21 protein-coding genes, 1 tRNA gene and 1 pseudogene are annotated in these 24660 nt (G+C 46.2%); 10 read left to right on the forward strand and 13 right to left on the reverse strand.

Going from position 1 to position 24660, the window contains the following annotated elements; genetic code table 11:
* Positions 1-74: 74 nt before the first annotated feature.
* Positions 75-347: an HU family DNA-binding protein gene (locus tag M2137_RS08265; protein WP_280765974.1), complete on the reverse strand. Its 273-nt coding sequence runs from the start codon at positions 345-347 to the stop codon at positions 75-77.
* Between the two features lie 186 nt (positions 348-533).
* Between M2137_RS08265 and M2137_RS08270 the strand changes: the two genes are divergently transcribed.
* From M2137_RS08270 to M2137_RS08280, 3 genes are read left to right on the forward strand one after another with little or no spacing between them, the layout of a single operon-like run.
* Positions 534-1256, forward strand: coding sequence for a rhomboid family intramembrane serine protease (locus M2137_RS08270; RefSeq protein WP_280766029.1), 723 nt, complete (start codon positions 534-536; stop codon positions 1254-1256).
* Positions 1237-2115 carry a rhomboid family intramembrane serine protease gene (locus tag M2137_RS08275; RefSeq protein ID WP_280765975.1) on the forward strand — a complete coding sequence of 293 codons (879 nt, stop codon included), beginning with the start codon at positions 1237-1239 and terminating at the stop codon, positions 2113-2115. Before M2137_RS08270 ends, M2137_RS08275 begins: the two co-directional genes overlap by 20 nt.
* Before the next feature lie 3 nt (positions 2116-2118).
* Complete coding sequence (locus tag M2137_RS08280) at positions 2119-3219, forward strand: endonuclease/exonuclease/phosphatase family protein (protein ID WP_280765976.1); 1101 nt, start codon at positions 2119-2121, stop codon at positions 3217-3219.
* On the opposite strand, the gene M2137_RS08285 is transcribed toward M2137_RS08280, so the two are convergent.
* From M2137_RS08285 to M2137_RS08295, 3 genes and pseudogenes are all read right to left on the reverse strand, one after another.
* Entirely contained in the window at positions 3208-4647 is a 1440-nt protein-coding gene (locus M2137_RS08285; protein WP_280765977.1) for a hypothetical protein, read from the reverse strand. The two genes, M2137_RS08280 and M2137_RS08285, sit on opposite strands and share 12 nt — an antisense overlap.
* A complete protein-coding gene (locus M2137_RS08290) occupies positions 4575-5573 on the reverse strand; it encodes a hypothetical protein (RefSeq protein ID WP_280765978.1) in 999 nt (332 codons plus the stop codon). Before M2137_RS08290 ends, M2137_RS08285 begins: the two co-directional genes overlap by 73 nt.
* A 447-nt stretch (positions 5574-6020) precedes the next feature.
* A pseudogene (locus tag M2137_RS08295) lies at positions 6021-6956 on the reverse strand (glycoside hydrolase family 43 protein); the annotation flags it as partial.
* A 160-nt stretch (positions 6957-7116) separates the two neighbouring features.
* Between M2137_RS08295 and M2137_RS08300 the strand changes: the two are divergent.
* Positions 7117-7509, forward strand: coding sequence for a hypothetical protein (locus tag M2137_RS08300; RefSeq protein ID WP_280765980.1), 393 nt, complete (start codon positions 7117-7119; stop codon positions 7507-7509).
* Positions 7510-7623: 114 nt separating this feature from the next.
* On the opposite strand, the gene M2137_RS08305 is transcribed toward M2137_RS08300, so the two are convergent.
* From M2137_RS08305 to miaB, 4 genes are all read right to left on the reverse strand, one after another.
* The gene (locus M2137_RS08305; protein ID WP_280765981.1) at positions 7624-8196 is read right to left on the reverse strand and encodes an ORF6N domain-containing protein; all 573 of its coding nucleotides are present in this window, start codon (positions 8194-8196) and stop codon (positions 7624-7626) included.
* A 164-nt stretch (positions 8197-8360) separates the two neighbouring features.
* Positions 8361-8437, reverse strand: a tRNA-Arg gene (locus tag M2137_RS08310).
* Positions 8438-8523: 86 nt separating this feature from the next.
* Positions 8524-9519 (reverse strand): gliding motility protein GldB, encoded by a 996-nt coding sequence (locus M2137_RS08315; RefSeq protein WP_280765982.1) that lies wholly within the window; start codon positions 9517-9519, stop codon positions 8524-8526.
* A gap of 292 nt (positions 9520-9811) precedes the next feature.
* A complete protein-coding gene (gene miaB / locus M2137_RS08320; protein WP_280765983.1) occupies positions 9812-11185 on the reverse strand; it encodes a tRNA (N6-isopentenyl adenosine(37)-C2)-methylthiotransferase MiaB in 1374 nt (457 codons plus the stop codon).
* A gap of 285 nt (positions 11186-11470) precedes the next feature.
* On the opposite strand from miaB, the gene M2137_RS08325 reads away from it, so the two are divergent.
* The gene (locus M2137_RS08325) at positions 11471-11926 is read left to right on the forward strand and encodes a hypothetical protein (protein WP_280765984.1); all 456 of its coding nucleotides are present in this window, start codon (positions 11471-11473) and stop codon (positions 11924-11926) included.
* 106 nt (positions 11927-12032) lie between these two features.
* Positions 12033-13526: an acetyl-CoA hydrolase/transferase family protein gene (locus tag M2137_RS08330; protein WP_280765985.1), complete on the forward strand. Its 1494-nt coding sequence runs from the start codon at positions 12033-12035 to the stop codon at positions 13524-13526.
* A 95-nt stretch (positions 13527-13621) separates the two neighbouring features.
* Here the strand turns inward: M2137_RS08330 and M2137_RS08335 are convergent, their stop codons facing one another.
* Genes M2137_RS08335 through M2137_RS08345 form a run of 3 tightly spaced genes read right to left on the reverse strand, consistent with a single transcriptional unit; the run spans position 13622 to position 15975 of the window.
* On the reverse strand, positions 13622-14428 hold the full coding sequence (locus tag M2137_RS08335) for an alpha/beta hydrolase (protein ID WP_280766030.1): 807 nt from the start codon (positions 14426-14428) through the stop codon (positions 13622-13624).
* A 31-nt stretch (positions 14429-14459) separates the two neighbouring features.
* Positions 14460-15230 carry an ABC transporter ATP-binding protein gene (locus M2137_RS08340; RefSeq protein WP_280765986.1) on the reverse strand — a complete coding sequence of 257 codons (771 nt, stop codon included), beginning with the start codon at positions 15228-15230 and terminating at the stop codon, positions 14460-14462.
* A 1-nt stretch (position 15231) separates the two neighbouring features.
* Positions 15232-15975 (reverse strand): ABC transporter permease, encoded by a 744-nt coding sequence (locus M2137_RS08345; RefSeq protein ID WP_280765987.1) that lies wholly within the window; start codon positions 15973-15975, stop codon positions 15232-15234.
* A 790-nt stretch (positions 15976-16765) separates the two neighbouring features.
* On the opposite strand from M2137_RS08345, the gene M2137_RS08350 reads away from it, so the two are divergent.
* Genes M2137_RS08350 through M2137_RS08360 form a run of 3 tightly spaced genes read left to right on the forward strand, consistent with a single transcriptional unit; the run spans position 16766 to position 20622 of the window.
* A complete protein-coding gene (locus M2137_RS08350) occupies positions 16766-18157 on the forward strand; it encodes a hypothetical protein (RefSeq protein WP_280765988.1) in 1392 nt (463 codons plus the stop codon).
* A 55-nt stretch (positions 18158-18212) separates the two neighbouring features.
* Positions 18213-19826 carry an outer membrane protein transport protein gene (locus M2137_RS08355; RefSeq protein WP_280765989.1) on the forward strand — a complete coding sequence of 538 codons (1614 nt, stop codon included), beginning with the start codon at positions 18213-18215 and terminating at the stop codon, positions 19824-19826.
* Between the two features lie 10 nt (positions 19827-19836).
* Positions 19837-20622 (forward strand): Cof-type HAD-IIB family hydrolase, encoded by a 786-nt coding sequence (locus M2137_RS08360; protein ID WP_280765990.1) that lies wholly within the window; start codon positions 19837-19839, stop codon positions 20620-20622.
* 91 nt (positions 20623-20713) lie between these two features.
* On the opposite strand, the gene M2137_RS08365 is transcribed toward M2137_RS08360, so the two are convergent.
* The gene (locus M2137_RS08365) at positions 20714-21733 is read right to left on the reverse strand and encodes a branched-chain amino acid aminotransferase (protein ID WP_280765991.1); all 1020 of its coding nucleotides are present in this window, start codon (positions 21731-21733) and stop codon (positions 20714-20716) included.
* Between the two features lie 83 nt (positions 21734-21816).
* Between M2137_RS08365 and M2137_RS08370 the strand changes: the two genes are divergently transcribed.
* Positions 21817-22788 (forward strand): methylenetetrahydrofolate reductase, encoded by a 972-nt coding sequence (locus M2137_RS08370; protein WP_280765992.1) that lies wholly within the window; start codon positions 21817-21819, stop codon positions 22786-22788.
* A gap of 113 nt (positions 22789-22901) precedes the next feature.
* Here M2137_RS08370 and M2137_RS08375 read toward each other — a convergent pair whose 3' ends face one another.
* Positions 22902-24650, reverse strand: coding sequence for a phospho-sugar mutase (locus M2137_RS08375; RefSeq protein WP_280765993.1), 1749 nt, complete (start codon positions 24648-24650; stop codon positions 22902-22904).
* Positions 24651-24660 lie beyond the last annotated feature (10 nt).

Below are 24660 nucleotides of genomic sequence, written 5' to 3' on the forward strand. Positions count from 1 at the left end.
TTTATTTGCGCGCAAAGGTACAAAAAAAGGATACAATTTTCATTGTATCCTTTCCATTTTCAAAGTATCTATTGTTACTTTACAATGTCGCTCAATTCTGATCCGGCTTTAAACTTAACTGTTTTGCGAGCAGGAATATTGATAGGCTGTTTAGTTTTTGGGTTAACACCTTTGCGTGCAGCTTTTTCTGTTACTGAGAAAGAGCCAAAACCTAAAAGGGCAACTTTACCTCCGGCTTTCAATTCATTGGAAACTGTTTCAACAAATGCTTCTACTGCTTTTTTTGCATCCACTTTGCTTAATCCTGCTTTTTCGGATACAGCATTGATAAATTCTGTTTTGTTCATGATGGTTTGATAGTTAATATATTAAACAAATCTTATAGTTTTCAAGTTGGCATCAAATGTATCATTATTTTAATATTCCACAAAAAAAATAACTCTTTTTTTTGCTCTGACACTATGTTTTATGCCCTTTTCAGTCAAAAAATATCAAAAAACTTTACCTTTGTGTACAAATCAATGCGAAAATCCATTATGAACCAAAATAGTTCCGGCTTTTTAAGCTCGATTCCTCCTGTTACTAAAAATTTGATCATTATCAATCTGCTCCTTTGGCTGGCCAGTATCACGCTGCCAAAAGTAGGCATTGATCTGATTCAAATATTAGGTCTCCATTTCCCCGGCGCCAAGGATTTCGGGATCTGGCAAATCGTTACCTACATGTTTATGCATGATACCAGCTCCATATCACATGTCTTTTTCAATATGTTTGCCGTTTATATGTTTGGACGGGTATTGGAAAATGTATGGGGAACCAAACGATTTATCATCTTTTATCTGGTGACAGGTCTCGGGGCTGGCCTTGTACAGGAATTAGTCTGGTTTATCAACCTGCGCGATGTCCTGTTCAGCAGTCAGGAGATAATCAATCTGAACGGGGTGCGTCTTATCGCAAAAGCCGATTTTCTGAACCTCTTCGTGACCATAGGCGCTTCCGGTTCCGTATTTGGCATTCTGTTGGCATTTGGTATGCTGTTCCCTAATATTCCTCTTTATATTATGTTTGTGCCTATCCCTATCAAAGCCAAATGGTTTGTTATTGGTTATGGGGTGATTGAATTGTTCCTCGGTATTGGCAATTTCGGCGGCGACAATGTGGCTCACTTCGCTCATTTGGGTGGTATGATATTCGGATTCTTTATGATTCGTTACTGGAAAAAGAAAGACAGAAGCAATGGACGATATTTTTACTAAGATGAAACAGATGTTTCGTTCAGGTAATATCCTGATGAAACTGATTTATATCAATGTCGGCCTTTTCCTGGTGATTCGCCTGGCCGTTATTTTCTTTATGTTGTTTAATATCGACGGTAGTTCCTTGTTAAACTACCTGCAGATGCCATCCTCCTACGGCTTGTTATTGATCAGACCCTGGACGGTGTTCACCTATATGTTCACCCATTACGACTTCCTGCATATTCTTTTCAATATGCTGTGGCTTTACTGGTTCGGGGTTATCTTCCTTCAGTTCTTTAACGAGCGCCAGCTGGGCGGCATGTATCTGTTGGGCGGTATTGCCGGAGCTTTGTTCTTCCTATTGGCTTACAATATATTCCCCTATTTTCGCCCGATGGCAAATAACAGTTTTCTTATGGGAGCCTCTGCCTCGGTTATGGCCATTGTCTTTGCCGTCTCGTTCTACCGCAAAGACTACGAAATACAACTATTGCTTATCGGACGTGTCAAATTGATCTGGCTGGCTTTGTTCTCGCTTATCCTCGACCTGTTGGCCATTACCTCGACCAATGCCGGAGGACATATCGCACATATTGGAGGCGCCCTGTTGGGCATCTTGTTTGCTTCTCAATATGCAAAAGGGAAAGATATGACAGCCCCCATCAATCGGCTGATGGACTGGTTTGCCAACCTGGGGAAACGGAAAACCAAGATGAAGGTGACCTACAAGCGTACCGAATCCAAATACGACTACAACGCGCGTAAAAATCAGGAGGCCAACGACCTTGATGCGATCCTCGACAAACTGAAACGCTCCGGCTATGAAAGTCTTTCTGCTGATGAAAAAAAGAAATTGTTTGACGCCAGTAAGAAATAGTGTATGAAATCGCTTCGCATCCTGCTTCGCTACCTGTTTATGGCTGCGAATATCCTGCTTTTGATCTTATTCCTGCTTGCTGCCTTTTCCGATAAGGTTTCGCCGGAGAAGAGTCTGTTTATGGCCTATCTGGGCTTAGGCTTCCCTATCCTGTTTATATTGAATCTCTTTTATGCCCTCTATTGGCTCTTCACACGCGATTGGAAACCGCTCCTTATGGTGCTTGCCTGTTTCCTTATCTGCTGGGGACCTATCACCCGCTATTTCCCTTTTCATAACAAAACGGAAGTTCCCCGGGAAAACACGATCAAGGTACTCTCCTATAACGTCATGAACTTCGCCGGCAAACCGCATACAACCGAATCACCCAACCGCATCATAGAATACATCGCCCAATCCGATGCCGATATCGTTTGTCTGCAGGAATACAATGTAGCCGCCTCGGGCAAAAACAGATTAACGGCAGATATTCTTCATAAAGCCCTGGCCATGTATCCCTACCGGGCAGTAGTTGCATTCAACAAACAACGCCCGAACACAGGCAATGCCCTATTTTCCAAATATCCTATCCGCCGATCGCGCCCGATCGATTACGAGAGCGACAACAATGGTTCTGCCTATCATGAATTGGATGTGAATGGAAAAAAGATGGTAGTGATCAACAACCACCTGGAATCGTTTAAGCTTACGCAAAAGGATAAATCGCAATATTCAGGTCTGATCAAATCGTTCGACACAGAAAAATTGAATGAGATACGCGGCACCTTCTCCCGGAAACTGGGACCGGCTTTCCTGCAGCGTGCCCAACAGGCGCGAAAAATTGCTGAAGAGATCGAAAAGGCCGAAGCCGACTACATCCTGGTCTGTGGCGATTTCAACGACACACCCCTTTCGTATGCCCACCGGATCATCCAGGGTAACCTGAAAGATGCCTTTGTTGCCTCCGGGCGTGGCATGGGAAGCACCTACAACCAGAATTTTTTCCTTTTCCGGATCGACAATATCCTGCATTCGCCTACTATGACTTCCTACAACTGCACAGTCGATCACGTTAAATACTCCGACCATTATCCGATCTGGTGTTACCTGGAATTAGGTGAGTGACTTCTTCCGGAAGATCCTTTTTATAACCCGGTTCAGTATTTCATTGATCCATGAATTTCGGTAACGCCGGATGCCCTTACCTGTTCGCACATCGAACACCTGCTGGCGACCATCGAAGCGAGCCGCCGGATCCTCGTATTGCTCAACCACAAAGCGAGCCGCATTACGAGCTGCCATCACACCGGAAGCGCCTGCTACCTCACCTGTTTGAGGCACAGAGCGGAAAGGATTCCCATCCTGTTGTTTCAGAAACTTAAAAGCCACAGGCTCAGCCAGCGTATTGGTGATACCGCTCGCCAGCATAGCGGTCTGCATAAAGGTCTCCGGACTCGGATCAGCAAACGCTTTCGCCACCTCTTTATCACTCAGGCCATAAAGCAAACGGATCTTCCGCTTCTTATCGCCCGGGCTGTTAAACCCGTTGATCCCGCGAGAGCCCACATCCGCCAACTGGATCGTAGGGATATCCCAATCGCGTGCCTTCTCAAGCAATAAGCGCTTCGTAGGAAAATGATCGATAGCCTCTATCAACAGGGATGTCCGTGGCGTCGTTCCCACCTTATCCGATTCGCCCAGCAGAAAAGCTTCCAGATTCTCTTCGGTAATGCCTTCCGGGTAGATATGAATAAGCTGAAAAGGATCCTGCCCATGAATACTTCGCGCCAGGGCAATGGCTTTGGATACCTCCTGATGGGTGTCAGGATCTTCCAACAAATCGAACAGCGTGTATTGCGTCCGGTTCAAATTGCTGGCATTGGGTCCTTTGGGATCCGCCAGTGTCAGGAGAAAAGGCTTGATCAGCCGGGTGGTGTAAAGAGCCGCTTGCGAGGCCACACTGGCTCCGGCTACGGTAATATGTTGATGGTTAAATATATTCAAACGAATATGATACCAGTCGAAAGTCTGTTTCCGGTTATTGATTAAATGTCCGTTACTTAAGGTAATCGCCAGTTTCCAAATGGGAATAGAGGGCAGTTTAATTAAAACACGCGGACGAAAGTGCCCATCCCCCTCTCCTACTTCATCAAAAAAAAGAACTTCCAGTCCATAATGCCGGGCATCCTGCTGATACAACGCATACTCCTCATGAATGTATCGATTGACCGGATCCTCCCCATCGTCTTTCAACGACTCTATTAGCTTTTTGAAGGTCTGCTCAACTATATTTGTTCGATATAACGCAGCAGCAATCACATACGTCTCCCCGGATTCATCCTGCAAGCGGATCATTTCCCGCCCAGTAGCATCGTCGGTAAAGCGGCCAATGCGCCCATCGCTCCACCCTGTGGAAGCCATAATGACCGGACGCCCGGGGTAGAACGTCCGGTGATGTTTTCGTTCATCAAATAAGCGACTCAGGCTCCATACGCCGCCATCGCAAATGGTCTCTCTCCAACTTTGTGTATGTATGCTTTCTTTTGTTTGCATGTAACAACCATATCTTTTGGCAATACCATAAATGCATTTTGAATATCAAAACCAAAATAGTATGCCCCCATTAGTTTAGGAATAAAATATTTCGGATATTTTTCACTCTCCTGCCTGAAGTAGTCACTGTCGGGATTCACTTTAGCCCCCTCTATCGGAACTAAGGAAAAGCCGCTAATCCGCTTCACAAAAAGGACAATATTCTTTGTCATGGTGCAAAGGATATCCCTGTTCTGTATATTATCAACATGTTTCAGGAAGCCTTTCATAAACATAAAACGCATTAACAGGCCACGAATAAGGGTTGCCCGATGACGAACCTGCGGGTTTGTGCTGTTCACCCATAGATCAAAAACAGGATGAAAGGCGAAACGGCAAAACTCGGCAGAATCTTTTCGTATCGGATGATCAAAGGTAAAAAAGCGGGTAATCTCCAATTCGCTGATTTGCGGATTAAAGTCTAAGCGAATGGTTGCAAGAACCGTAGGTTGCCCGTCACGTCCCGGGCAGGTGGCTACTACCGTACACTCGTGCGGACTGTCAGACACCTGCTTAAAGTCAGGTATATCCGCGTCTTCGCAGGCGTAACGTTCTTTGTATGCGATCGGGAGTATACTCTTCAATTGCTCTTTGATGAAATAATCATTTTCTCCGACTACTCTCACTTCAATATTTCCGCAGTCAAGAAAGGCCGCACTCATCGGTCTGTTTTCAATAATCCTGAAAAGCGATGAGGAAGCCATCATATAAAGAGGATGCTTACTGGATTGTGTCATATGATAGACTTTCTCCAGATATGCCATCATATTAATCCAGTCATTGTCCGGATCTCCGTAAAAGGGAGCTAATCGCACTTTCCCATTCAATATGTCCTCGAAACCACAATGGATAGTTTCGTCTGAAAAATGATTTAATTGATACTTCATAACAGTTTACGCATTTTTGTTTTTTCACTCTGACTTTTTCTTCTTTTAAGCAAGATGTTTTCATGACAAATCAACCTAATGATGTGGGAGGGGACGCCTCAGAAATACACACCTGAATTCATTCTTCTTGTCACAGAAAGGTTCAAACACGACAGATACGGTTCGTACGCAAAAGTAATTATTCACTTATTATTTGCAACTTTTTTTCGACAATCCCCATCAAATATTAACCAACCGATACTTAAAGTATTAAATCGTAAATTTCTGACTAAAATATACAACTGCGCGAAAGAAATATTCAACAAATAAGGGAATCTCTCTGAAACGCGAATATTCAATATACATATATATGGATACAAAAAAACCGGTAAAGTCATCTGTTGCTTTACCGGTTCGTATGATATGATCTTTGAAGGAGATCCTGTCAAACGGCTATTGAGTCATATTCAATAAAGAATCCAAAACACGCTTCTTCACAGCAAACGCAGTTCCGTGGCGGGTTCCTTCCGGAAACACAATCTGATCAGAGACATCCTCCCACGCCACCCCGTCTTGAGAACGGACGGCTCCATACTTACGCTGGGTATATTTGTCGAAATAGACATAGATATAATCGCCCACCTGCAGCGGCGAAGCCCCTTCTGCCCAGTAGTCACCTGTGATCGGATCAGAAACGGCAGTCGGGAAATCATAGGGTTTTCGGTTTGTCGTCACCCGGATATTCTTTTCCGGAGGATTGGAATTCTCATTCTTAACAAACAGGTAATAGGTTCCGCCCTTTTCTAAAATGGCTCCGTCTATGACGCTGAAATCCGGATTGAAGAAGACCTTTGTCTCGCTAAATGTTTGAAAATCTTTGGTCATCACATAAAACTGACGGTGATTCAACCCCTTCTCACTATCCGATGTCGCGATCTCGGGAAACATACCCGGCACAGTGGATGACCAGAAGATATAGAAAGTCTTATCTGCTTTATCGTAGTACAATTCTGGTGCCCAGCTATTGCGTGTCCCTTCAAACGACTCCATTACAGGAATATTACGCTGCTCAGACCAATTCACCAGATCTTCGGACGAAGCATACCCAATGCCCTGATCCCACCAACCGGAGGTCCATACCATATGGAACACCCCTTCGTCATCCTGCACAATACTCGGATCACGCATCAATTTATCCTTTCCAACCATAGGTGTCAGAAAAGAGGCATCATTTTTCAACGTACGCCATATCAGCCCATCCTCACTGTAAGCCAGATGAAGCCCGTCTTCCCCATTTCCTTTGAAATACGAGAACAGATAGACTTCCTCTTCCACAGCCGGTTTGTTTCCACCGCAGGCCGATAATAGCAATAGGAAAATTCCTATAAACAAGAATTGTTTCATGATTGTCATTATGTTTTCTATATAAGTTGTCTTTACACTTTCCCACTTTATGGGCAAACAAAGATAAAAACAAGACTAAATAAGCTCCAATAAAAATCAAAACAACTTCTAAGAAAATTTCTTTTCTTTGTAGTGAAACAAATCCATAAAAAGAAACAATATGAAAACATTTGGCATTTCAGTAGCAGTTTCCCTATTTGTATGTATCGTCATTGGCGGCTTAATGTGGGGAATACCCCAATACAACGTATGGCAACAGGAAATGAGCGGTAAGGCAGAGATGGCAAGAGCGGAACAAAACAGGAAGATTCTGATTGAAGAAGCAAAAGCCAAATTGGAGGCCGAAAAGCTAAACGCGGAAGCGGAAGTCGAAAGAGCAAGAGGTATGGCCGAAGCTATGAAAATTGAGAACGGCACCCTGACCAGCACCTACAACCAATACCTCTTCATTCGCACACTTGAAAAACTGGCCGACAAAGGCAGCCTGCCACAAATCATCTATGTTCCTTCCGAAGGACTCACTCCGGTTATGAATATTGATAAAAGTCGTTAAAGAGGATTACTTCGCAAGAATACGGGTAATCCCAAAAGGTTCTATATAAAAAGAGCAGTCAAACCTTGTGTTTAACTGCTCTTTTTGTGAGGCTGTAATTTAAACTGTGAATGGTTAGTTCTCCGGCTTTCTGAACCCGATCGGATTGCGTGGCTTATTCACTTGCTTATGTTTTGCAGCCAGTTCGGTCAATGCAATATAAATATCATCAAACTCTTTTTGTGTATCTTCCGATAGGTCGTTTATGGCAGCTAATGTTTCTTCGCTGACTTCTTCCAAGGCTTTGATGCGATCGATTAGAGCTGGTAATACATTTTCTTCTTTGGCGAAAGTGAGCACATTGCGCATCGCGACAAAAGCACGCATAATTCTGATGTTCATATCTATAGCTATTTCACTATTAAGAAGCCCTGACAACATAGCCACCCCCTGTTCCGTGAAGGCATAAGGCATAGCTTTTTTAGGCCTCTTACTTGGGTATGTCATCACAAATTGTGACAACATATCTTCCCATTCTTCCATAGACAACCGAAACATGAAATCTGACGGGAATCGCCTCATATTACGTTTAACCGCTTGATTCAATATTCTCGTTTCCACCCGATACATTTCTGCCAGATCATAATCCAGCATTACCCGCTGACCTCTGATTTCATATATCTTACTTTGTATGAGTATTAATTCCATAGGTTATGATTTACTACAAATATAACTGTTCTTTTTTTTCTTACATGGCAAGTGCTCATCATCTTAAGAAAAAATGAAGGTAAGTACTACGTAAAAGTCAATAAAAGATTACAGATAAAAACAAAAAAAGCAGCTACCCCGAAAGATAACTGCTTAATTGAAAATGGTGATCAGGATGGGATTCGAACCCATGACCCACAGCTTAGAAGGCTGTTGCTCTATCCAGCTGAGCTACCCGACCGGCCTTATTTTGCGGTGCAAAGGTAGGGAATTTATTTTTATCTGCAAAAACGAGGGTGGAAATCTTTTCTGAGACGCCGTTTTGCTTCAGGGCTTGTATTTCGCACCCGACAGAATAGCCTGAGCATCTGTGGTTTGCATCAGCGCTGCGGGGGTCGCTTTGGTCTCTTTCATATATCGGGCAACAATCTGCCAACCTAAGAACGACCCTAAGCTGCCCGGGGCATTGTCGGAGATAAACGTAGAAGGGCGGGATTCAAAATATTGACCGGTGGTGATATGATCCGGCGTGTACAGGTGCTTTCGTTCGATAATCGTACGCCAAACCGTTCCCTCATGTTGTTTGATCCAGTGATGATCTTCCTCCGTATAGCCCAGTAGCTGAGCCTGATCCATCGACGGAACGGCTAAGCTCACTAAATATTTTATCTTCCCCTCATAGATCATCCGTTCCAATAGCACATTTTCATTTCCTTTGAAAGGGAACTCACTCATCAGCCATCCCGCCAGATAATCCGGCACAATATAGTCGGGGGTCATCTTCCGCCGTTGATAGTCATAGAAGAAGTCCTCATACAAGGCAAAATATTCTCCCATATACTTATCGATGGAAATAGACAAAAGGTTTTCACCCACCACGACATTCTGTCCAAAGCCCGAAACATGCATATAGACCTCCGGAACAGGAAGTGTCGGCAAGAGTTCTTGCAAACAGGCAAAACCGCTACCCAGTTGCTCTTCGATCTCCGTCGTGTTTTCATACGTTTGCAGCGCCTGGCGATACAGGCTCTTCAGGGTCGGTTCCGAATAATAATTGAGTAGACGATCGAAAAAACCGGGCATATCTGCACTTTTCATATTCAGAACGGCTTTTCCCGTAATCTCCAACATCTGCGGATAGGCCTCTTTCAAGGCTGCTTCCCCGGCGGCGGCATTCTCCTCTTCCAATAAGCGATACAAAGCCTTATCGAAGCGATGGATCACAACAGGATCGGCCGAAGCGTAACGAGAGGAAGAAGAGGCAAACGTACAACCGGCTAATGCCAGAAAAAAACATCCCGATAGCAATATTCTGAGTTTCATAATGATGTGTTCATTCGTTTATATACATATATAATATTAATAGGAACGGGGAAGGGCGGCGTATATTGTATGCCATTGGTATCTCCTTGGCAACAAAAACACCCATTTTCCGTCCAAAAATAAAAAAACGAAGTGTAAGCAAAAAGGGTCGATTTTGGACGATTTGCCCCTCTTTTGCTTACACTTCAAATGTTAACAAATACTAACTCCCGGGAGTTTGTCTTCAAAGTCCCGGGTTTTTGACAAAATTCTCCCGCGGTTTTGACAAAATGTCAAATTCGTTTTTGCATTTTTAGTCCTCTACCGGCTCACCGAAAAGTGTAGCCGACGAGGCGTGGGTGATGCGAACGGGAACCAGCTGCCCCACACGATAGTTTCTTTTATCGAAAATAACCACTTTGTTTTGTTCCGTGCGGCCGAAAAGTTGCTCGCGCGAACGTTTGGAAAAGCCTTCGATCAATACGTCGAACGTTTTGCCGATATCGCGTTGATTGCTTTCGTCGGAGAGCTGGTTTTGCAGGTCGATCATGCCCTGCAGGCGGCGTATCTTCACCTCTTCCGGGATATCATCTTCCAAGTGCTTGGCGGCATAGGTGCCGGGGCGTTCGGAGTATTTAAACAGAAAGGCGCTGTCGTAGCCTACTTCGCGCATAAGCGAAAGCGTCTGTTCGTAGTCTTCTTCCGTTTCGGAATGGAATCCGCAAAAAAGGTCGGTAGAGATGGCGCAGTCGGGCAGTATGCGTTTGATAGCAGCAATACGCTCCAGGTACCATTCGCGGGTGTATTTGCGGTTCATCACCTGCAGGATGCGCGAGCTACCCGATTGGGCAGGCAGGTGGATATGTTTACATATATTCGGATTACGGGCAATCACATATAGGGTTTCATCGCTCATATCCTTGGGGTGGGACGTGGTGAAGCGTATCCGCATGCCGGGTGCTTCGCGAGCCACCAGTTCGAGCAGTTTCGGAAAGGTGATCTCTTCGCCATCCCTTTCGAAGAGATAGGAATTTACATTCTGCCCCAAAAGGGTCACCTCCTTGAAGTTCTTATCGCGCATATCGCGCACCTCGTTGAGAATACTCTCCACGTCGCGGCTACGTTCCCGCCCACGGGTATAAGGCACAATGCAATAGGTACAGAAATTATTACATCCGCGCATAATGGAGATAAAACCGGATATGCGCACTCCGCTTACCTTCAATGGAATAACATCCCGGTAAGTTTCCTGGGTCGACAATTCGACATTGATCGCTTTCTCGCCCTTCTCCACAGCCCCGATCAGGTTGGGTAGATCCAGGTAGGAGTCGGGACCCACTACAAGGTCGACTCCGCATTCGTCGATCAGCTGCTCCCTGACCCGTTCGGCCATACAGCCCAGAACACCTACGATCAGGTTTTTCTTCTTGCGCTTCAACGATTGGAAGTATTGAAGGCGGCCATACACCCGTTGTTCCGCGTTGTCGCGAACAGAACAGGTATTGACAAAAATAGCATCGGCCTCTTCCAGCTTTTCAGTCAACTGATATCCGTCCATTGACATGACGGAAGCAACTACTTCACTGTCGGCCACATTCATCTGACACCCGTAGGTTTCAATGAACAATTTTCGTTCTTGGTTTCCGGCAACTGATTTTAAGTCAGTCCCGGCGTCTTGATTTCTCATCTGAATTTATTAATAAATTATAAAACTTTCACTTTTCCAGCCTTTTCGCACACAAAAATTTGCAAATCCTAAAACATTTAGATATATTTGCATACGAAAAACGTAAATTTTTTCATAGTTAAGGTTTTGGTTAAATCGAATAAGGGTGGCTGTGAAGTTACCCTTATTTTCTTTTCTGCCGGTTCACTTGGTTCCGTTTCATTTTTATATGTATCTTTGGAGGACTTAGTAGTGACCATTTTGTAATTGCGCATCTGTTTTCAGACTGCAAAAATAATCAAAGTTATGGAGAATATTGGCGATTGGCTTTACATAATCCTTATCGGCGTGGCCGGTGTGATCAGCGTTATCAATTCCGGCAAGAAGAAAAAAGCGGAAGAAGAGGCGAAGAAAATGCAGCCTCCCCGTGATATTGTTACGCCGGAGACAGCCTCCGACCGTAGCTTCTGGGAGATTATTTTAAACCCTGAAGAAGAGGCGCAACCCAAACCTCAGCCGGCAAGGACAAAGAAAACCGCTCAGCCATCGCCCAAAACAAAAACAACTTCCACCCGAACCGAGCAACCATTCCTGACAGGAGAAACCGAAATCGAACGGATGATCCGCCTGCAAGGAGAGAACGATTCACCCATTTTCGCAGAAGAGATTTATACCCCTTTGGTTACTTCCGAAGAGTTTCATGAACCGGAAGCCCTGCGAAAAGCCGTTCTTTACTCCGAAATATTGAACCGTAAGTATTAGAGTTGCTTTTTTTAACCTATCTTTTGCACACATAAGCAGTAGTTTTTTCTTACCTTTGCGCCTTAAAAGCGTAAGGAAATTATTACCTATTAAATAACTATATATCATGGCGTTAAAATTTATGACAGCGGAAGAGGCTGCCTTACTCGTTAAACACGATGACAATGTGGGATTTGGCGGTTTTACTCCGGCCGGATGTCCGAAAGTAGTACCTGCGGCTATTGCCAAAAGAGCGGAAGAGGAACACGCGAAAGGCAATCCTTTTCAGATCGGCATGTTCACCGGCGCATCTACAGGGGATTCCTTAGACGGCACGTTAGCACGTGCTAAAGCGATCAAATTCCGCACTCCTTATCAATCAAACAAAGACTTACGCGCACTATTGAATGCCCGTGACACGCAATATTACGACTTGCATTTGTCGGAATTGGCACAGATGCTTCGTTATGGCTTCCTGGGAAAAGTAGACGTTGCCATTGTGGAAGCAGCCGATGTAACCGAAGAGGGCGAAATCATTCCTACCTGTGGTGTAGGTATTGCCCCGACAGTTTGTAACATGGCCAAAGTGGTTATTGTGGAGCTAAACAAACAACATCCGAAGGAAATCCGCGGCATGCACGACATCTATGAGCCGGCCGATCCTCCTTACCGTAAAGAAATTCCTGTTTACACGCCTTCAGACCGCGTGGGAACTCCCTATATCAAAGTAGATCCTTCGAAGATCGTGGTGGTTGAAACCAACCAACCGAACGAAGGCAGCCCGTTTGCTCCGATCGATGACGTAACGATGGCTATCGGACGCAACGTAGCTAACTTCTTAGTGGAAGAGATGAAAGCCGGCCGTCTGCCCGAGGGATTCGTTCCATTGCAGAGCGGTGTGGGCAACGTAGCCAACGCCGTGTTGGGTTGTATGGGCGAAAACAAAGATATTCCTGCCTTCAATGTATATACAGAGGTAATCCAGGACGCGGTGATCAAATTGATGAAAGAGGGCCGTGTTAAGTTTGCCAGCGGTTGTTCACTGAGCGTTAGCAACGAAGTGATAGAAGATATTTACGGCAATCTCGACTTCTTTAAAGACAAACTGTTGCTTCGTCCGCAAGAGATATCCAACAACCCGGAAGTGGCTCGCCGCCTGGGATTGGTAACAATCAATACCGCCTTGGAAGCTGATATCTTCGGAAACATCAACTCAACTCACGTATCGGGTACCCGTATGATGAACGGTATCGGTGGTTCAGGCGACTTTACCCGCGCCGGTATGCTGTCGATCTTCACCACTCCTTCCACCGCGAAAGAGGGCAAGATCAGCGCTTTTGTGCCAATGGTATCCCACATGGACCACAGCGAACACTCCGTAAAGATCATTATTACCGAGTATGGCGTAGCCGACCTGCGTGGCAAATCGCCAATCCAACGTGCGAATGCCATCATCGACAACTGTGTGCACCCCGACTACAAACCCTTGTTGCGCGAATACTTAGAGATGGGTATCAAGGGACATACGCCTCAGAACCTCCACTGCTGCTTCGCTTTCCACGAAGAACTGGCCAAGAGCGGCGATATGCACAACGTAGACTGGAGCGTTTACAACAAATAAACCGATAGGACTCACCCTCCCGGTGAGGCAAAAATAAAGCGGGGCTCTCTGAATCAACAGAGAGCCCCGCTTCTTTTTTATCTATTAAGCAACAATTACCGCCGCTCTTTCTTTCGGATATAATCGACCATCATAAGACAACCGGGGCCACACATCGTGCCATGATCACACCCTTCCAACTCATACAGGGAGACATTCTTATTCCCTACCCCGCGAAGCACCGCGTCCAATAGCGCATTTTCTTCGTAACGTGCCGACATTTCCAGGTATCTTCCGCCAGTGATAAGAATAATGGGAGGCGTATCCGGACGCGCATGAGAAAGGGGAGCATATTGCTCGATAACCGGTATACCGTCTTTTAATCCCATCTCCTTGCGGATCGTATAATGCGTCACCGTTTGCCCGCTCAGGGGAATCCAGGCGGCCACCCTATCGGCATCCACCTCGTGAGCAGCCAGATAACTTTTATCTAGGGCAAGCATCAGAGCCAGATAGCCACCCGCCGAATGACCGGAGACATAGATTTTCTCCGCTGTCCCACCATATTTTTCGATATGTTTGAATGCCCATGCCAATGCTTCGGCAGCATCCAGGATATAAGCCGGCGCAGTCGCCCGAGGGCTAAGCCGGTAGTTCACCGTAACCACAGCACACCTCTGTTCCTTCAGCTCCCGCGGAATATCTTTCGATCCGCCGGTCAGTCCGCCCCCATGAAACCATACAATTGTCGGAAAATCGGTTATCCCTTCCGGATAATAGACATCCAACACACAACGTTCCCGACGATAACTGTCGGTTTCCGCCTCTGTTATATAGGAGATATCCCTGTCGATTTTGTAGTTTACCTGCGCGTTTAACGCGCCTATTACTGATAAGAATAATAGGAGAAATGGTGTTTTCATCATACGATCGTTATAGTTACAAAAAGAAATATCAACCTTCCTCGATGTTCATCTCCACCTCTTTTACCTTACGGAAGAGGTCGGAAGCAAAGATAAAGTCATTGAGCGCTTTGTTCCGGGAGGTCATTACATCATCTTTTGTGCCCTGCCACTCTTTTTCGCCCTCCTGGATAAAGATGATATTGTCGCCGATATTGATCACCGAATTCATATCATGCGTATTGATAATGGTGGTCATATTGTATTCGATCGTAATATCATGGATGAGTTCATCAATCAACAGCGAGGTTTTCGGGTCGAGTCCCGAGTTGGGTTCGTCGCAGAAAAGATACTCCGGCTGCAGGGCAATGGCGCGGGCAATCGCCACACGTTTCATCATGCCTCCGCTGATCTCCGAAGGATACAGATCCTCCGCGTCACGCAGGTTCACCCGTTCGAGGCAAAACATCGCCCGGTTGCGCCGCTCTTTCAATGAATCATTGGAGAACATATTGAGTGGGAACATCACATTTTCGAGTACCGACATACTGTCGAACAGGGCGGATCCCTGGAAAAGCATACCCATTTCACGACGCAAATGGTTGAGTTCTTTCTTTGACATGGTAGTCAGATCGCGTCCGTCGTAAAGGATTTCACCCGCATCAGGACGCATCAACCCGATGATATTCTTCATCAACACCGTTTTTCCCGATCCGCTTCGGCCGATGATCAGGTTTGTCTTTCCGTTTTCAAACAGAGCATTGATATCGTTCAATACCGTGCGTCCCTCGAATGATTTCACCAAATGTTTTACTTCAACCATACTATGTCAACAATAATTGGGTTAATATAACGTCGGCCAACAGAATCATCACACTACTTGTCACCACCGCATTGGTACTTGCCTTCCCTACTTCCAACGCGCCTCCTTTCACATAATAGCCGAAATAGGAGGAGATCGAAGCAATGATAAAGGCATAGATAACAGATTTGATAATGGAGTACCAGACGTAGAACGGCACATACCAGTATTGCAATCCATACTCGAAGTCGGTAAGCGACATCCCATCGATCAGACTACTGGCCGCCACTCCCCCCAGAATACCGGTAAACATACTGAAAATCACAAGCACCGGAATAAACATCATCAATCCAACAATCTTGGGCAGTATCATATAGTTCGCCGAATTGACGCCCATAATCTCCATGGCATCCACCTGTTCGGTCACCCGCATCGTGCCGATCTCCGAAGCAATATTACTACCCACCTTCCCGGCGAGTATCAGACACATAATGGAAGAGGAAAACTCCAACAGGATAATCTCACGGGTCATATAACCGATGGTGAATCGCGGAATCAATGGCGAGTCGATATTCAGGGATATCTGGATGGCAATAACACTACCGATAAACACGGAGATGATAATCACAATCCAGAGCGAATCGACTCCGAGCTTATAAATCTCTTTGATTAATTGCTTGAAAAACATACTCCATCTGTCCGGAATCGTGATACTCTTCCGCATCAACAGCGCATACTCGCCCAATTGGTGTAATGCTTTATTCATGTTCTTTTTACCTTAAATAATAAACCAATGAAGGGACAAAGATAACAAATTAACGGGTAACGGTTTCGCAATGCGCTTTATTTGTTAAACGGAAAGGATTCGTTGGATGCTAAATATATTTGTTTTAGATTTGCAGTGATTTTAGAGTTAATAAAATAAGTTGTTTGCTGCCTGGTTTCAGGCAGCCAATTCATTTTCCGTACGGAAAGATATGTGAATATCTTTCCGTATGTTTTTTATAGGATCCCATACGGAATGACCACCCATCCAAAACCGTTCCTACTGCCACTTTGTCACCTACCGTCTCCTTCCGAAACACCGAAAGCCCCTTTTTTGAGAAGAAGTTCGAAATAGCATTTTGATATTTCGGCAGGAGAATTTCGCCGAAATGCAAGGAGTATTTTTACAAACTCCCGGGAGAAACATTTTTTAACAAACCGAATAGTCACGACAACCACCCTATTAATGTCAAAAAACGCCCCTATTGCTTACACCTTGCTTTTCAGTTTTCCCCAATTTTCCGACACAAACGGGAACCGGCAAAATGGCAGACAGCGGATACATATGCAGCTTTTGCCCCATTTTTTGCATCACATATAAAAAGAGATGCGTATTAGCCCGATTTGGTTAAAGTATATATAATATAGAAGAGATCCCATGAATTTTCACTATATTTGTATAATAGAGAAAAGAGAGGAACGCACTCTTTGGAAATTATTAAACCAATAGAGGATTCACAAGTCAAAGGATTAACTAAAAAGATTAACTTATTAATAGAGGAGAAAAGAATATGAAACCCATGAAATTAACGTCATTATTAGTAATGCTCCTGATGGCCTTCAGTGCGTCGGCTCAGGGAGAATTCTTCGACGATGTATATTTCTCTTCCAAAAACAAAAAGACTAAAAAAGCTGAAGTTGAAGCGAAGGAGATTGTGCAGCCGAAAGAAGAAATTGTATATGTAGCAGCCACCACAGCAGCTCCTGAAAGCAAAAGCGGGGAGCGTGATGTAGATGAATACAACCGCCGCTATTCCAATGCGGATATGGAGGAAGATTATTATTATGAAGATGAGCTTCCTTACGAAGACGACCCGGTGGTTACGCCGCAGGAACGTCGTTCCGATACGGAATATACCGAACGGATCATCCGCTATCATTCACCCAGTAAGATATCCATTGTCGGAGCCGATCAGGTAGACCTTTACCTGAGCGACGGCTACTATGGCTATGGCTACGACACCGACTATTCCGACGGAGGAGCGAATGTAAGCTTCAACATCAATGTTGGCAATAGCTGGGGAGGCTGGGGATACAACTATTGGGATCCCTGGTATTATGGTGGGTTTGGAAACCCCTGGTATTATTCATCCTGGTATCACAGACCTCATTGGCATTGGGGATTGAGTTGGGGCTGGGGAGGCTATTATGCCGGATGGTATGATCCCTGGTATAGCCCCTGGTATGGAGGATATTATGGCGGTTACTACGGTAGCTATTACGGTGGTTACTATGGTGGTTGGGGACACAACCATTATTACACTAACTACTACACATCCAATCGCAACCATTACAGCAACGGACGCGCCTCTTATTCAAGAGGAACAGCCTCTCGCTCCACCGACCGGACAGGAACAGCCAGTTCGTCGGCATCCCGCACAGGACGTCAGAATGCGACCTCATTGCGTGGTGATAACAACCGGGCAACGACAGCGACACGGGAAAGTGTTGGCACAACCGGACGGACCACCCGCGAAGGCGTAACAGGTGCCGGCAACAGAGCCACCGAAAGTACACGGGTAGGCACCAGCAATACCGGTACAACAACACGTCAGAGCAGTAGCCAGGCAACACGCCAGAGCAACACATCTGTAAGCAGACAAAGCAATGCCGCCGCTTCATCGAGCGACAGCCGCACACGGGTATCGACAAGCCGTTCAAGCTCGACGACCACCCGGCAGTCGACAACAGCTCCGTCAACCGGCAGAAGCAGCAGCACATACAACCGTTCGAACACCAACTCGAATTCTTCTCAACAAAGAAGTACCTATACAGCACCCTCTACCTCCCGTAGTTCATCCAGCGGATCATTCAATTCGGGAAGCAGTGGTGGCGGAAGCAGTCGCTCAAGCGGTGCAAGCAGCAGCGGCGGTGGTGGACGTTCCGGTGGCGGACGTCGGTAAATCAGTCGTTCTGTGTTGATAAGTGAAGATGGAAGTTGAATAAAAAAACAAAAGGATGAAAAAAATAAGTCTACTAATAGCAGCGCTGACCCTTTGTGGCAGCGTTGCTTTTTCACAAAGTATGTTGGATGCTTATAAGTTCGGGCAAACAGATATGCAGGGAACAGCCCGCTATATGAGCATGGGTGGCGCCTTCGGGGCGCTGGGTGGAGACATCTCCGCTATGAGCAGCAACCCGGCCGGGCTGGCAGTCTACAAGAGTTCGGAGGTGGTTACAACCCTTAACCTCTCCATGACCAATGCGAAAACCGACTGGCTCGGAGAGACCGATAGCAAGAACCGGACGAAAGTCAATTTCAACAATATCGCCTATGTGGCCTACTTCCCGACAGGAAGAGACGAAGGGCTGGTGAGCTGGAATGCAGGATTTTCCTACAACCGGCTTAAGAATTTCAACCGCCACTATTATGCGCGAAGCGGAAAAGGCCTCGACACCTCACTCTCCGACTACATTGGCGAACGGGCGTATGGACTGCCCTTTGATGCGATCAGCGGGGACTATGCATACGACGACCTGAACGACTGGTTGTCGGTATTAGGTTTTCAGGGAGGACTTATCATCGATACAGGCAAAGATGGCGCCGGCAATCAGACCTACGGAAGCATGTTTGGCGAAGACAACGGAAATGGATGGTATCCCTTCGGTATTAATCAGGCACGCTATAACGTGAGGGAATCCGGTTCGATCGACCAATACAATATCTCTTTCGGATTGAATTTCGCCGAAACATTCCTGTTTGGTGCCACATTGAACGTAACAGATATCAACTACCAACTGAAGGCATTCTACGATGAATACTTTACAGCCGCTGGCAACGACTTCTACTTAGACAACGGACTGAACACCGACGGAAGCGGATACGGCATCAATCTGGGTGCTATCCTGAGACCCTGGGACTTTTTGCGCTTGGGAGTTGCTTATAACTCGCCTATCTGGTATAAAATGACCGATGTCTATTATGGAGAAGCCGGATCGGCTTTGACTAACAATGACTTTCCGAATGGCGATGTTATCTCCGACAATTCCCCCAAAGGGGCTTATACCGATTACCAACTGCGCACGCCGGACAAATGGCTGTTTAGCGCGGCCTTCATTCTGGGCAGGTATGGTTTATTGAGTGTAGACTACGAAATGACCAACTACCGGAATATGAAATTGTACAACTCATACGGCGAATCGGCTGATTACCGTTACGAGAACCAAGATATTCGTGACAATTTCAAGGCAGGCGGTACGCTGCGCATCGGTGCAGAAGCCCGTATCACCCCGCAGTTCTATGTGCGCGCCGGTGGAACTTTCACCAATTCGCCGATGAAAGACAAACTGAAAGACGGCGATGTAGAGATCTTTACGGTAGGAACGTTGCCTCATTATACAATCGATAAAGGAAGAGACAGCTTCTCTGTCGGGTTCGGTTATCGCTTTACGCCGCAGTTTTATATGGATATGGCCTGCGTAGCTACGACTTACAAAGAAGATGCATACGCTTTCTCCAATATCATTCTCTACGACGAGAGGGATAATCCGACTAAATTGATCAAAGCACAGCCGCTTACGCTGAAAACCAACCGCACACAACTTTCGCTGACGGTAGGATATAAGTTCTGATCAATGCGCCATGGTTCAAGCGATTTTTTTTGATATTGACGGGACACTCGTCAGTTTTCAAACACATAAAGTACCCGCCTCGGCGCGGGAAGCCATCAGTGCGTTGCGCGCGAAAGGCATCAAAGTATTCATTGCGACAGGACGCCACATGCGGGCGATCAACAACTTGGGCGATATGGAGTTCGACGGCTATATCACCATGAACGGAAGTTATTGCCTGAAAGGTAAGGATGAGGTGATCTACCGTCGAGGAATCCCGAAGGAAGATATTGAAGCCCTGCTCGATTATCAGGAAAAAGTGGAGAATTTCCCTTCTGCCCTGGTACAGGAGAACGCCATCTGGATGAATTATGCAAACCAAACAGTGGAGGAGATCTTCGAGCTATTGAAGTTTTCAGACGTTCCGTTGCGCCCTTTGCGGGAAGTAGCCGACGAAACCGTTTATCAGGTGATTGCCTTTTTTCAGAAAGAACAGCAGGAACGTATTATGTCGGTCATGCCTCATGCGGAAGCGACCCGTTGGAATCCCATGTTTTCGGATGTTGTTCCACGCGGAAATAGCAAGGCAGTAGGTATCGACAAGATGCTCGAACACTTCGGAATTGCATTGGAAGACTCGATGGCTTTTGGCGATGGCGGCAACGATGTGGAGATGTTGCAACATGTGCCGTTAGGTATCGCTATGGGAAATGCCGAAGAAGAGGTGAAAGCCATGGCCGACTACGTGACAGATACGGTCGAGAACGACGGCATACAGAAGGCGTTGGAATACTTTGGAATAATTGATAATGGATAATTGATAATGGATAGATAAAACAAACGCGGAGAAAGTGAGTTGGTTAGGCTCATCTGTTCTCCGCGTCTTCTATTTGTAGTGATTGGAATCTTTATTCGATAATCTCTACCCATCCGTATGGATCCGGTTCGTCACCGCATTGAATTCCCGTCAGTTTCTTATACAGTTTCGTACATACCGGCCCCGGTTTGTTGTCAGTCGTGAATATATATGACTTACCTTCATCCAGGTCGTCGACTTGTGAAAGCGGCGTAATAACCGCTGCCGTGCCACATTCCGCTGCCTCTTCAAAAGTAGCCAGTTCTTCAAACGCTACCGGACGGCGCTCGATGGTCATACCCATGTCTTCCGCCAGTTGCATCAGGCTCTTATTGGTGATCGAAGGAAGGATGGAATTCGACTTCGGCGTGATATAACTATTGCCTTTAATAGCAAAGAAGTTAGCAGGACCACACTCGTCGAGGTATTTCTTTTCTTTCGGATCCAGGTAAAGCACCGCGGCATAGCCCTTTTCTTTGGCCAGTTCACCGGCTGCCAGGCTGGCGGCATAGTTACCACCTACCTTGATGGTTCCTGTTCCGTATGGCGCTGCCCGGTCGTATCCGCGCATCATGCACACCTTGGAAGGCTGGAAACCTGTCTTGAAGTATGGACCCACCGGCGTAACAAAAACAAGAAACATATACTCGTTTGCCGGTTTCACACCCACCTGCGCACCCAATCCGATCAACAGCGGACGGATATACAGCGAAGCGCCGCTCCCGTAAGGGGGCACAAACCGCTCATTCAATTTAATTACTTTACGGACTGCCTCTTGGAATTTATCCAACGGAAGCTCAGCCATCTTAATGCCCTGGCTGGAAGACTGCATGCGTTTCCCGTTTTCATCCATGCGGAAAACACGCGTCTTTCCGTCTTTACCCTTAAAAGCTTTCAAGCCTTCAAAAGCCTCTTGTCCATAGTGAAGGCAGGTAGCTGCCATGTGGATGTTAATGATCTCGGAAGAAGAAACTTCCAACTCGCCCCATTTCCCATCCCGGTAATAACATCTCACATTGTAATCGGTTTTCATATAACCGAATGAAAGGTCTGACCAATTAATATTTTCCATAATCATCGTAAATTAGATTGTCAAGGCAAAAGTAAGCTATTTCGGGGTAAATTGGTTACTTTTGCTGGCAAATTATTACCATCATGAAAGAGAACAGGGCAGAATCCAAAGTCATTGATTTAATCAACAATCATAAAGGAACAGCTTTCTCCTTTGAGCTGCTTCCTCCGTTGAAAGGAAACAGTATCAAGAAAGTATATAGTGTGATCGACAAGCTTTGGGAATTCGACCCGCAATATATCAATATCACGTCGCACCACAGCGAGCCAATCTACAAAACCCTGCCCGACGGACGCTTCGAACGCGCGAATATCCGCAAACGTCCCGGTTCGGTAGCTATTGCCTCTGCCATTCAGAACCGCTATGGTATTCCGGCTGTGCCGCATATAATCTGCAAAGGATTCAGCAAAGATGAAACAGAATACGCCTTGATCGACCTCAACTTCCTGGGTGTCTACAACCTGTTGTTGCTGCGGGGCGACACGAAAACATTGGATCCCAACCTGAATCCGGCGGAGTATCACGACTACGCGACCGATCTTCAGAAACAGGTAAACGACTTCAACCGGGGCATAGCGGTCGACGGCACCCTCTTTGAAGCCAACGAAACGCCCTATTCCTACGGCATGGCCTGCTATCCCGAGAAACATGAAGAGGCGCCCAATATGGATTCCGATATCCATTACCTGAAAGAGAAGGTGAAGAATGGTGCGGAGTATCTGGTTACCCAGATGTTTTTCGACAATGCCAAATATTATGAGTTTGTTGATCGTTGCCGGGCAGAAGGCGTCAACGTACCAATCATTCCCGGCATCAAACCGGTAGTGTTACGCAATCAGCTGACCATACTGCCCAAAGTGTTCCGGGCAGATATCCCCGAACCTTTCGCGACGGAATTGCGCAAATGCAAAACAGACGAGGAAGCCAAAGCCGTTGGTGTGGAATGGTGCATCGAACAATGCAGAGACCTGATCGCCCATGGCGTGCCCTGCCTGCATTTTTATTCTTTCTTAGCCACCGAAAGTGTCTACCAGGTGGCGAAAGCAGTCTTTTGAGTAGTGGTTGGTGGTCTTTAAAGTTCTTAAGGGACAAGACCGTCTCTTAAGTTGAAACTGTCAAGAAACTAAAAGGACTTTAAGGTCAACCCTTAAAGTCCTTTTTTTATTTATCAGATCCCCAGTGAAGCCTTGATCTGTTCGATCTTTTCGTTGGCATCTTTTTCTGCTTGCGGGATATCTTCTATACTATTGATTTTTGCATGCACTTCGCAATAGAACTTAATCTTCGGTTCGGTTCCGGAAGGACGGATAGATACTTTCGTTCCGTCTTCGGTGAAATACTGCAACACATTCGAGGTCGTCGGCATATCCAATGTCAACGTTTCGTTATCCGCGTAGCTATAGCTTTTCAACGTACCGAAATCATTAAAGAGGCTGACTTTCGAGCCGGCGATCTCCGTCAACGGGTTTTCCCGGAAACGTTTCATCATGGCTTCGATCTCTTCCGCACCGCTCTTCCCTTTTTTCACGACAGAGATACCCAGCTCTTTGGAATAGCCATACTCGGCATAGATGTTCTGCAATAATTGGTAAAGCGTAACGCCCTGGTCTTTGGCCCAGGCAGCGATCTCTGCCAACAGGGCACAGGCCGAAATGGCATCCTTATCGCGCACAAAGTCTTCCGCCAGGAAGCCGTAGCTCTCTTCGCCACCGCCGATATACGTTTTCTTGCCTTCATTTTTACGCATCACATCAGCGATCCATTTGAATCCGGTATAGACATCATACATCTCCACGCCATTCTTTTCGGCAATCGTGCGGATCGTCTCCGTCGTTACGATGGTTTTAACAATGTATTCCTTTCCTTCTACCTTGCCCAGCTCTTTCCAGCGGGTGATCAGGTAATAGAGGTAGATCATACAGGTCTGGTTACCATTAACCAATACCCATTCGCCCTCATCGTTTTTGATCGCAGCGCCTACACGGTCGCCATCCGGGTCGGTCGCCAATACCAGGTCGGCATCGGTCTCTTTCGCCTTCTCTACCGCCATGGAGAGAGCTGCCGGTTCCTCCGGATTCGGAGAGATCACCGTCGGGAAATCACCACTCACCACATCCTGCTCAGGCACATGAATGATATTGGTAAAACCAAACGCTTTCATCACTGCCGGCACCAGTTTCACACCTGTTCCATGGATCGGCGTGTAGACGATCTTCATATCCTTATGACGGGCAATCGCTTCGGGCGAAAGAGAGATAGAGGTCAATGCATGCACATATTGCTCATCGATCTCTTCACCGAGCACCTCGATCAATTCCTTGTTCCCTTTGAATTTAATCTCCGAAGCATTGCGAATCTTATTCACCTCAGCAATCGTATTGCGGTCGTGCGGAGCAATCATCTGTGCCCCATCGTCCCAATAGGCTTTGTATCCGTTGTATTCCTTCGGATTATGCGATGCAGTCAGGATAATACCACTCTGGCATCCCAATTTGCGGATCGCATACGACATCTCCGGTGTCGGGCGCAGGTCTTCGAAAAGATAAACCTTGATGCCGTTGGCCGAGAAGATATCGGCAGAGATCTCCGCGAACAAGCGGCTGTTGTTACGGCAATCGTGTCCGATTACCACCTTTATCTGTTCCAGATGAGCGAATTCACTCTTCAGATAGTTGGATAATCCTTGCGTTGCAGCGCCTACGGTATAGATATTCATCCGGTTCGACCCCACGCCCATAATGCCGCGGAGCCCACCGGTTCCAAATTCCAGATCCTTATAAAAACTTTCGATTAATTCCGTAGAGTCTTCATTATCAAGCATGGCCTGAACCTGTGTACGTGTTTCCTCGTCGTAACTTTTACTGAGCCATCCCTGGGCCTTGGTTCTCACCATTTCAAGCAAATCGTTCTTTTCCATATTGTAATAT

Origin of the sequence: Parabacteroides sp. PFB2-10, from assembly GCF_029893085.1 — a bacterium.
Classification (GTDB): domain Bacteria; phylum Bacteroidota; class Bacteroidia; order Bacteroidales; family Tannerellaceae; genus QVMG01.

Coding starts and splice junctions, on each gene's coding strand:
- M2137_RS08265 (WP_280765974.1), bottom strand. CDS start 347: ATGAACAAAACAGAATTTATCAATGCTGTATCCGAAAAAGCAGGATTA.
- M2137_RS08275 (WP_280765975.1), top strand. CDS start 1,237: ATGGACGATATTTTTACTAAGATGAAACAGATGTTTCGTTCAGGTAAT.
- M2137_RS08280 (WP_280765976.1), top strand. CDS start 2,119: ATGAAATCGCTTCGCATCCTGCTTCGCTACCTGTTTATGGCTGCGAAT.
- M2137_RS08285 (WP_280765977.1), bottom strand. CDS start 4,647: ATGCAAACAAAAGAAAGCATACATACACAAAGTTGGAGAGAGACCATT.
- M2137_RS08290 (WP_280765978.1), bottom strand. CDS start 5,573: ATGAAGTATCAATTAAATCATTTTTCAGACGAAACTATCCATTGTGGT.
- M2137_RS08300 (WP_280765980.1), top strand. CDS start 7,117: ATGAAAACATTTGGCATTTCAGTAGCAGTTTCCCTATTTGTATGTATC.
- M2137_RS08305 (WP_280765981.1), bottom strand. CDS start 8,196: ATGGAATTAATACTCATACAAAGTAAGATATATGAAATCAGAGGTCAG.
- M2137_RS08315 (WP_280765982.1), bottom strand. CDS start 9,519: ATGAAACTCAGAATATTGCTATCGGGATGTTTTTTTCTGGCATTAGCC.
- miaB (WP_280765983.1), bottom strand. CDS start 11,185: ATGAGAAATCAAGACGCCGGGACTGACTTAAAATCAGTTGCCGGAAAC.
- M2137_RS08325 (WP_280765984.1), top strand. CDS start 11,471: ATGGAGAATATTGGCGATTGGCTTTACATAATCCTTATCGGCGTGGCC.
- M2137_RS08330 (WP_280765985.1), top strand. CDS start 12,033: ATGGCGTTAAAATTTATGACAGCGGAAGAGGCTGCCTTACTCGTTAAA.
- M2137_RS08335 (WP_280766030.1), bottom strand. CDS start 14,428: ATGAAAACACCATTTCTCCTATTATTCTTATCAGTAATAGGCGCGTTA.
- M2137_RS08340 (WP_280765986.1), bottom strand. CDS start 15,230: ATGGTTGAAGTAAAACATTTGGTGAAATCATTCGAGGGACGCACGGTA.
- M2137_RS08345 (WP_280765987.1), bottom strand. CDS start 15,975: ATGAATAAAGCATTACACCAATTGGGCGAGTATGCGCTGTTGATGCGG.
- M2137_RS08350 (WP_280765988.1), top strand. CDS start 16,766: ATGAAACCCATGAAATTAACGTCATTATTAGTAATGCTCCTGATGGCC.
- M2137_RS08355 (WP_280765989.1), top strand. CDS start 18,213: ATGAAAAAAATAAGTCTACTAATAGCAGCGCTGACCCTTTGTGGCAGC.
- M2137_RS08360 (WP_280765990.1), top strand. CDS start 19,837: ATGGTTCAAGCGATTTTTTTTGATATTGACGGGACACTCGTCAGTTTT.
- M2137_RS08365 (WP_280765991.1), bottom strand. CDS start 21,733: ATGGAAAATATTAATTGGTCAGACCTTTCATTCGGTTATATGAAAACC.
- M2137_RS08370 (WP_280765992.1), top strand. CDS start 21,817: ATGAAAGAGAACAGGGCAGAATCCAAAGTCATTGATTTAATCAACAAT.
- M2137_RS08375 (WP_280765993.1), bottom strand. CDS start 24,650: ATGGAAAAGAACGATTTGCTTGAAATGGTGAGAACCAAGGCCCAGGGA.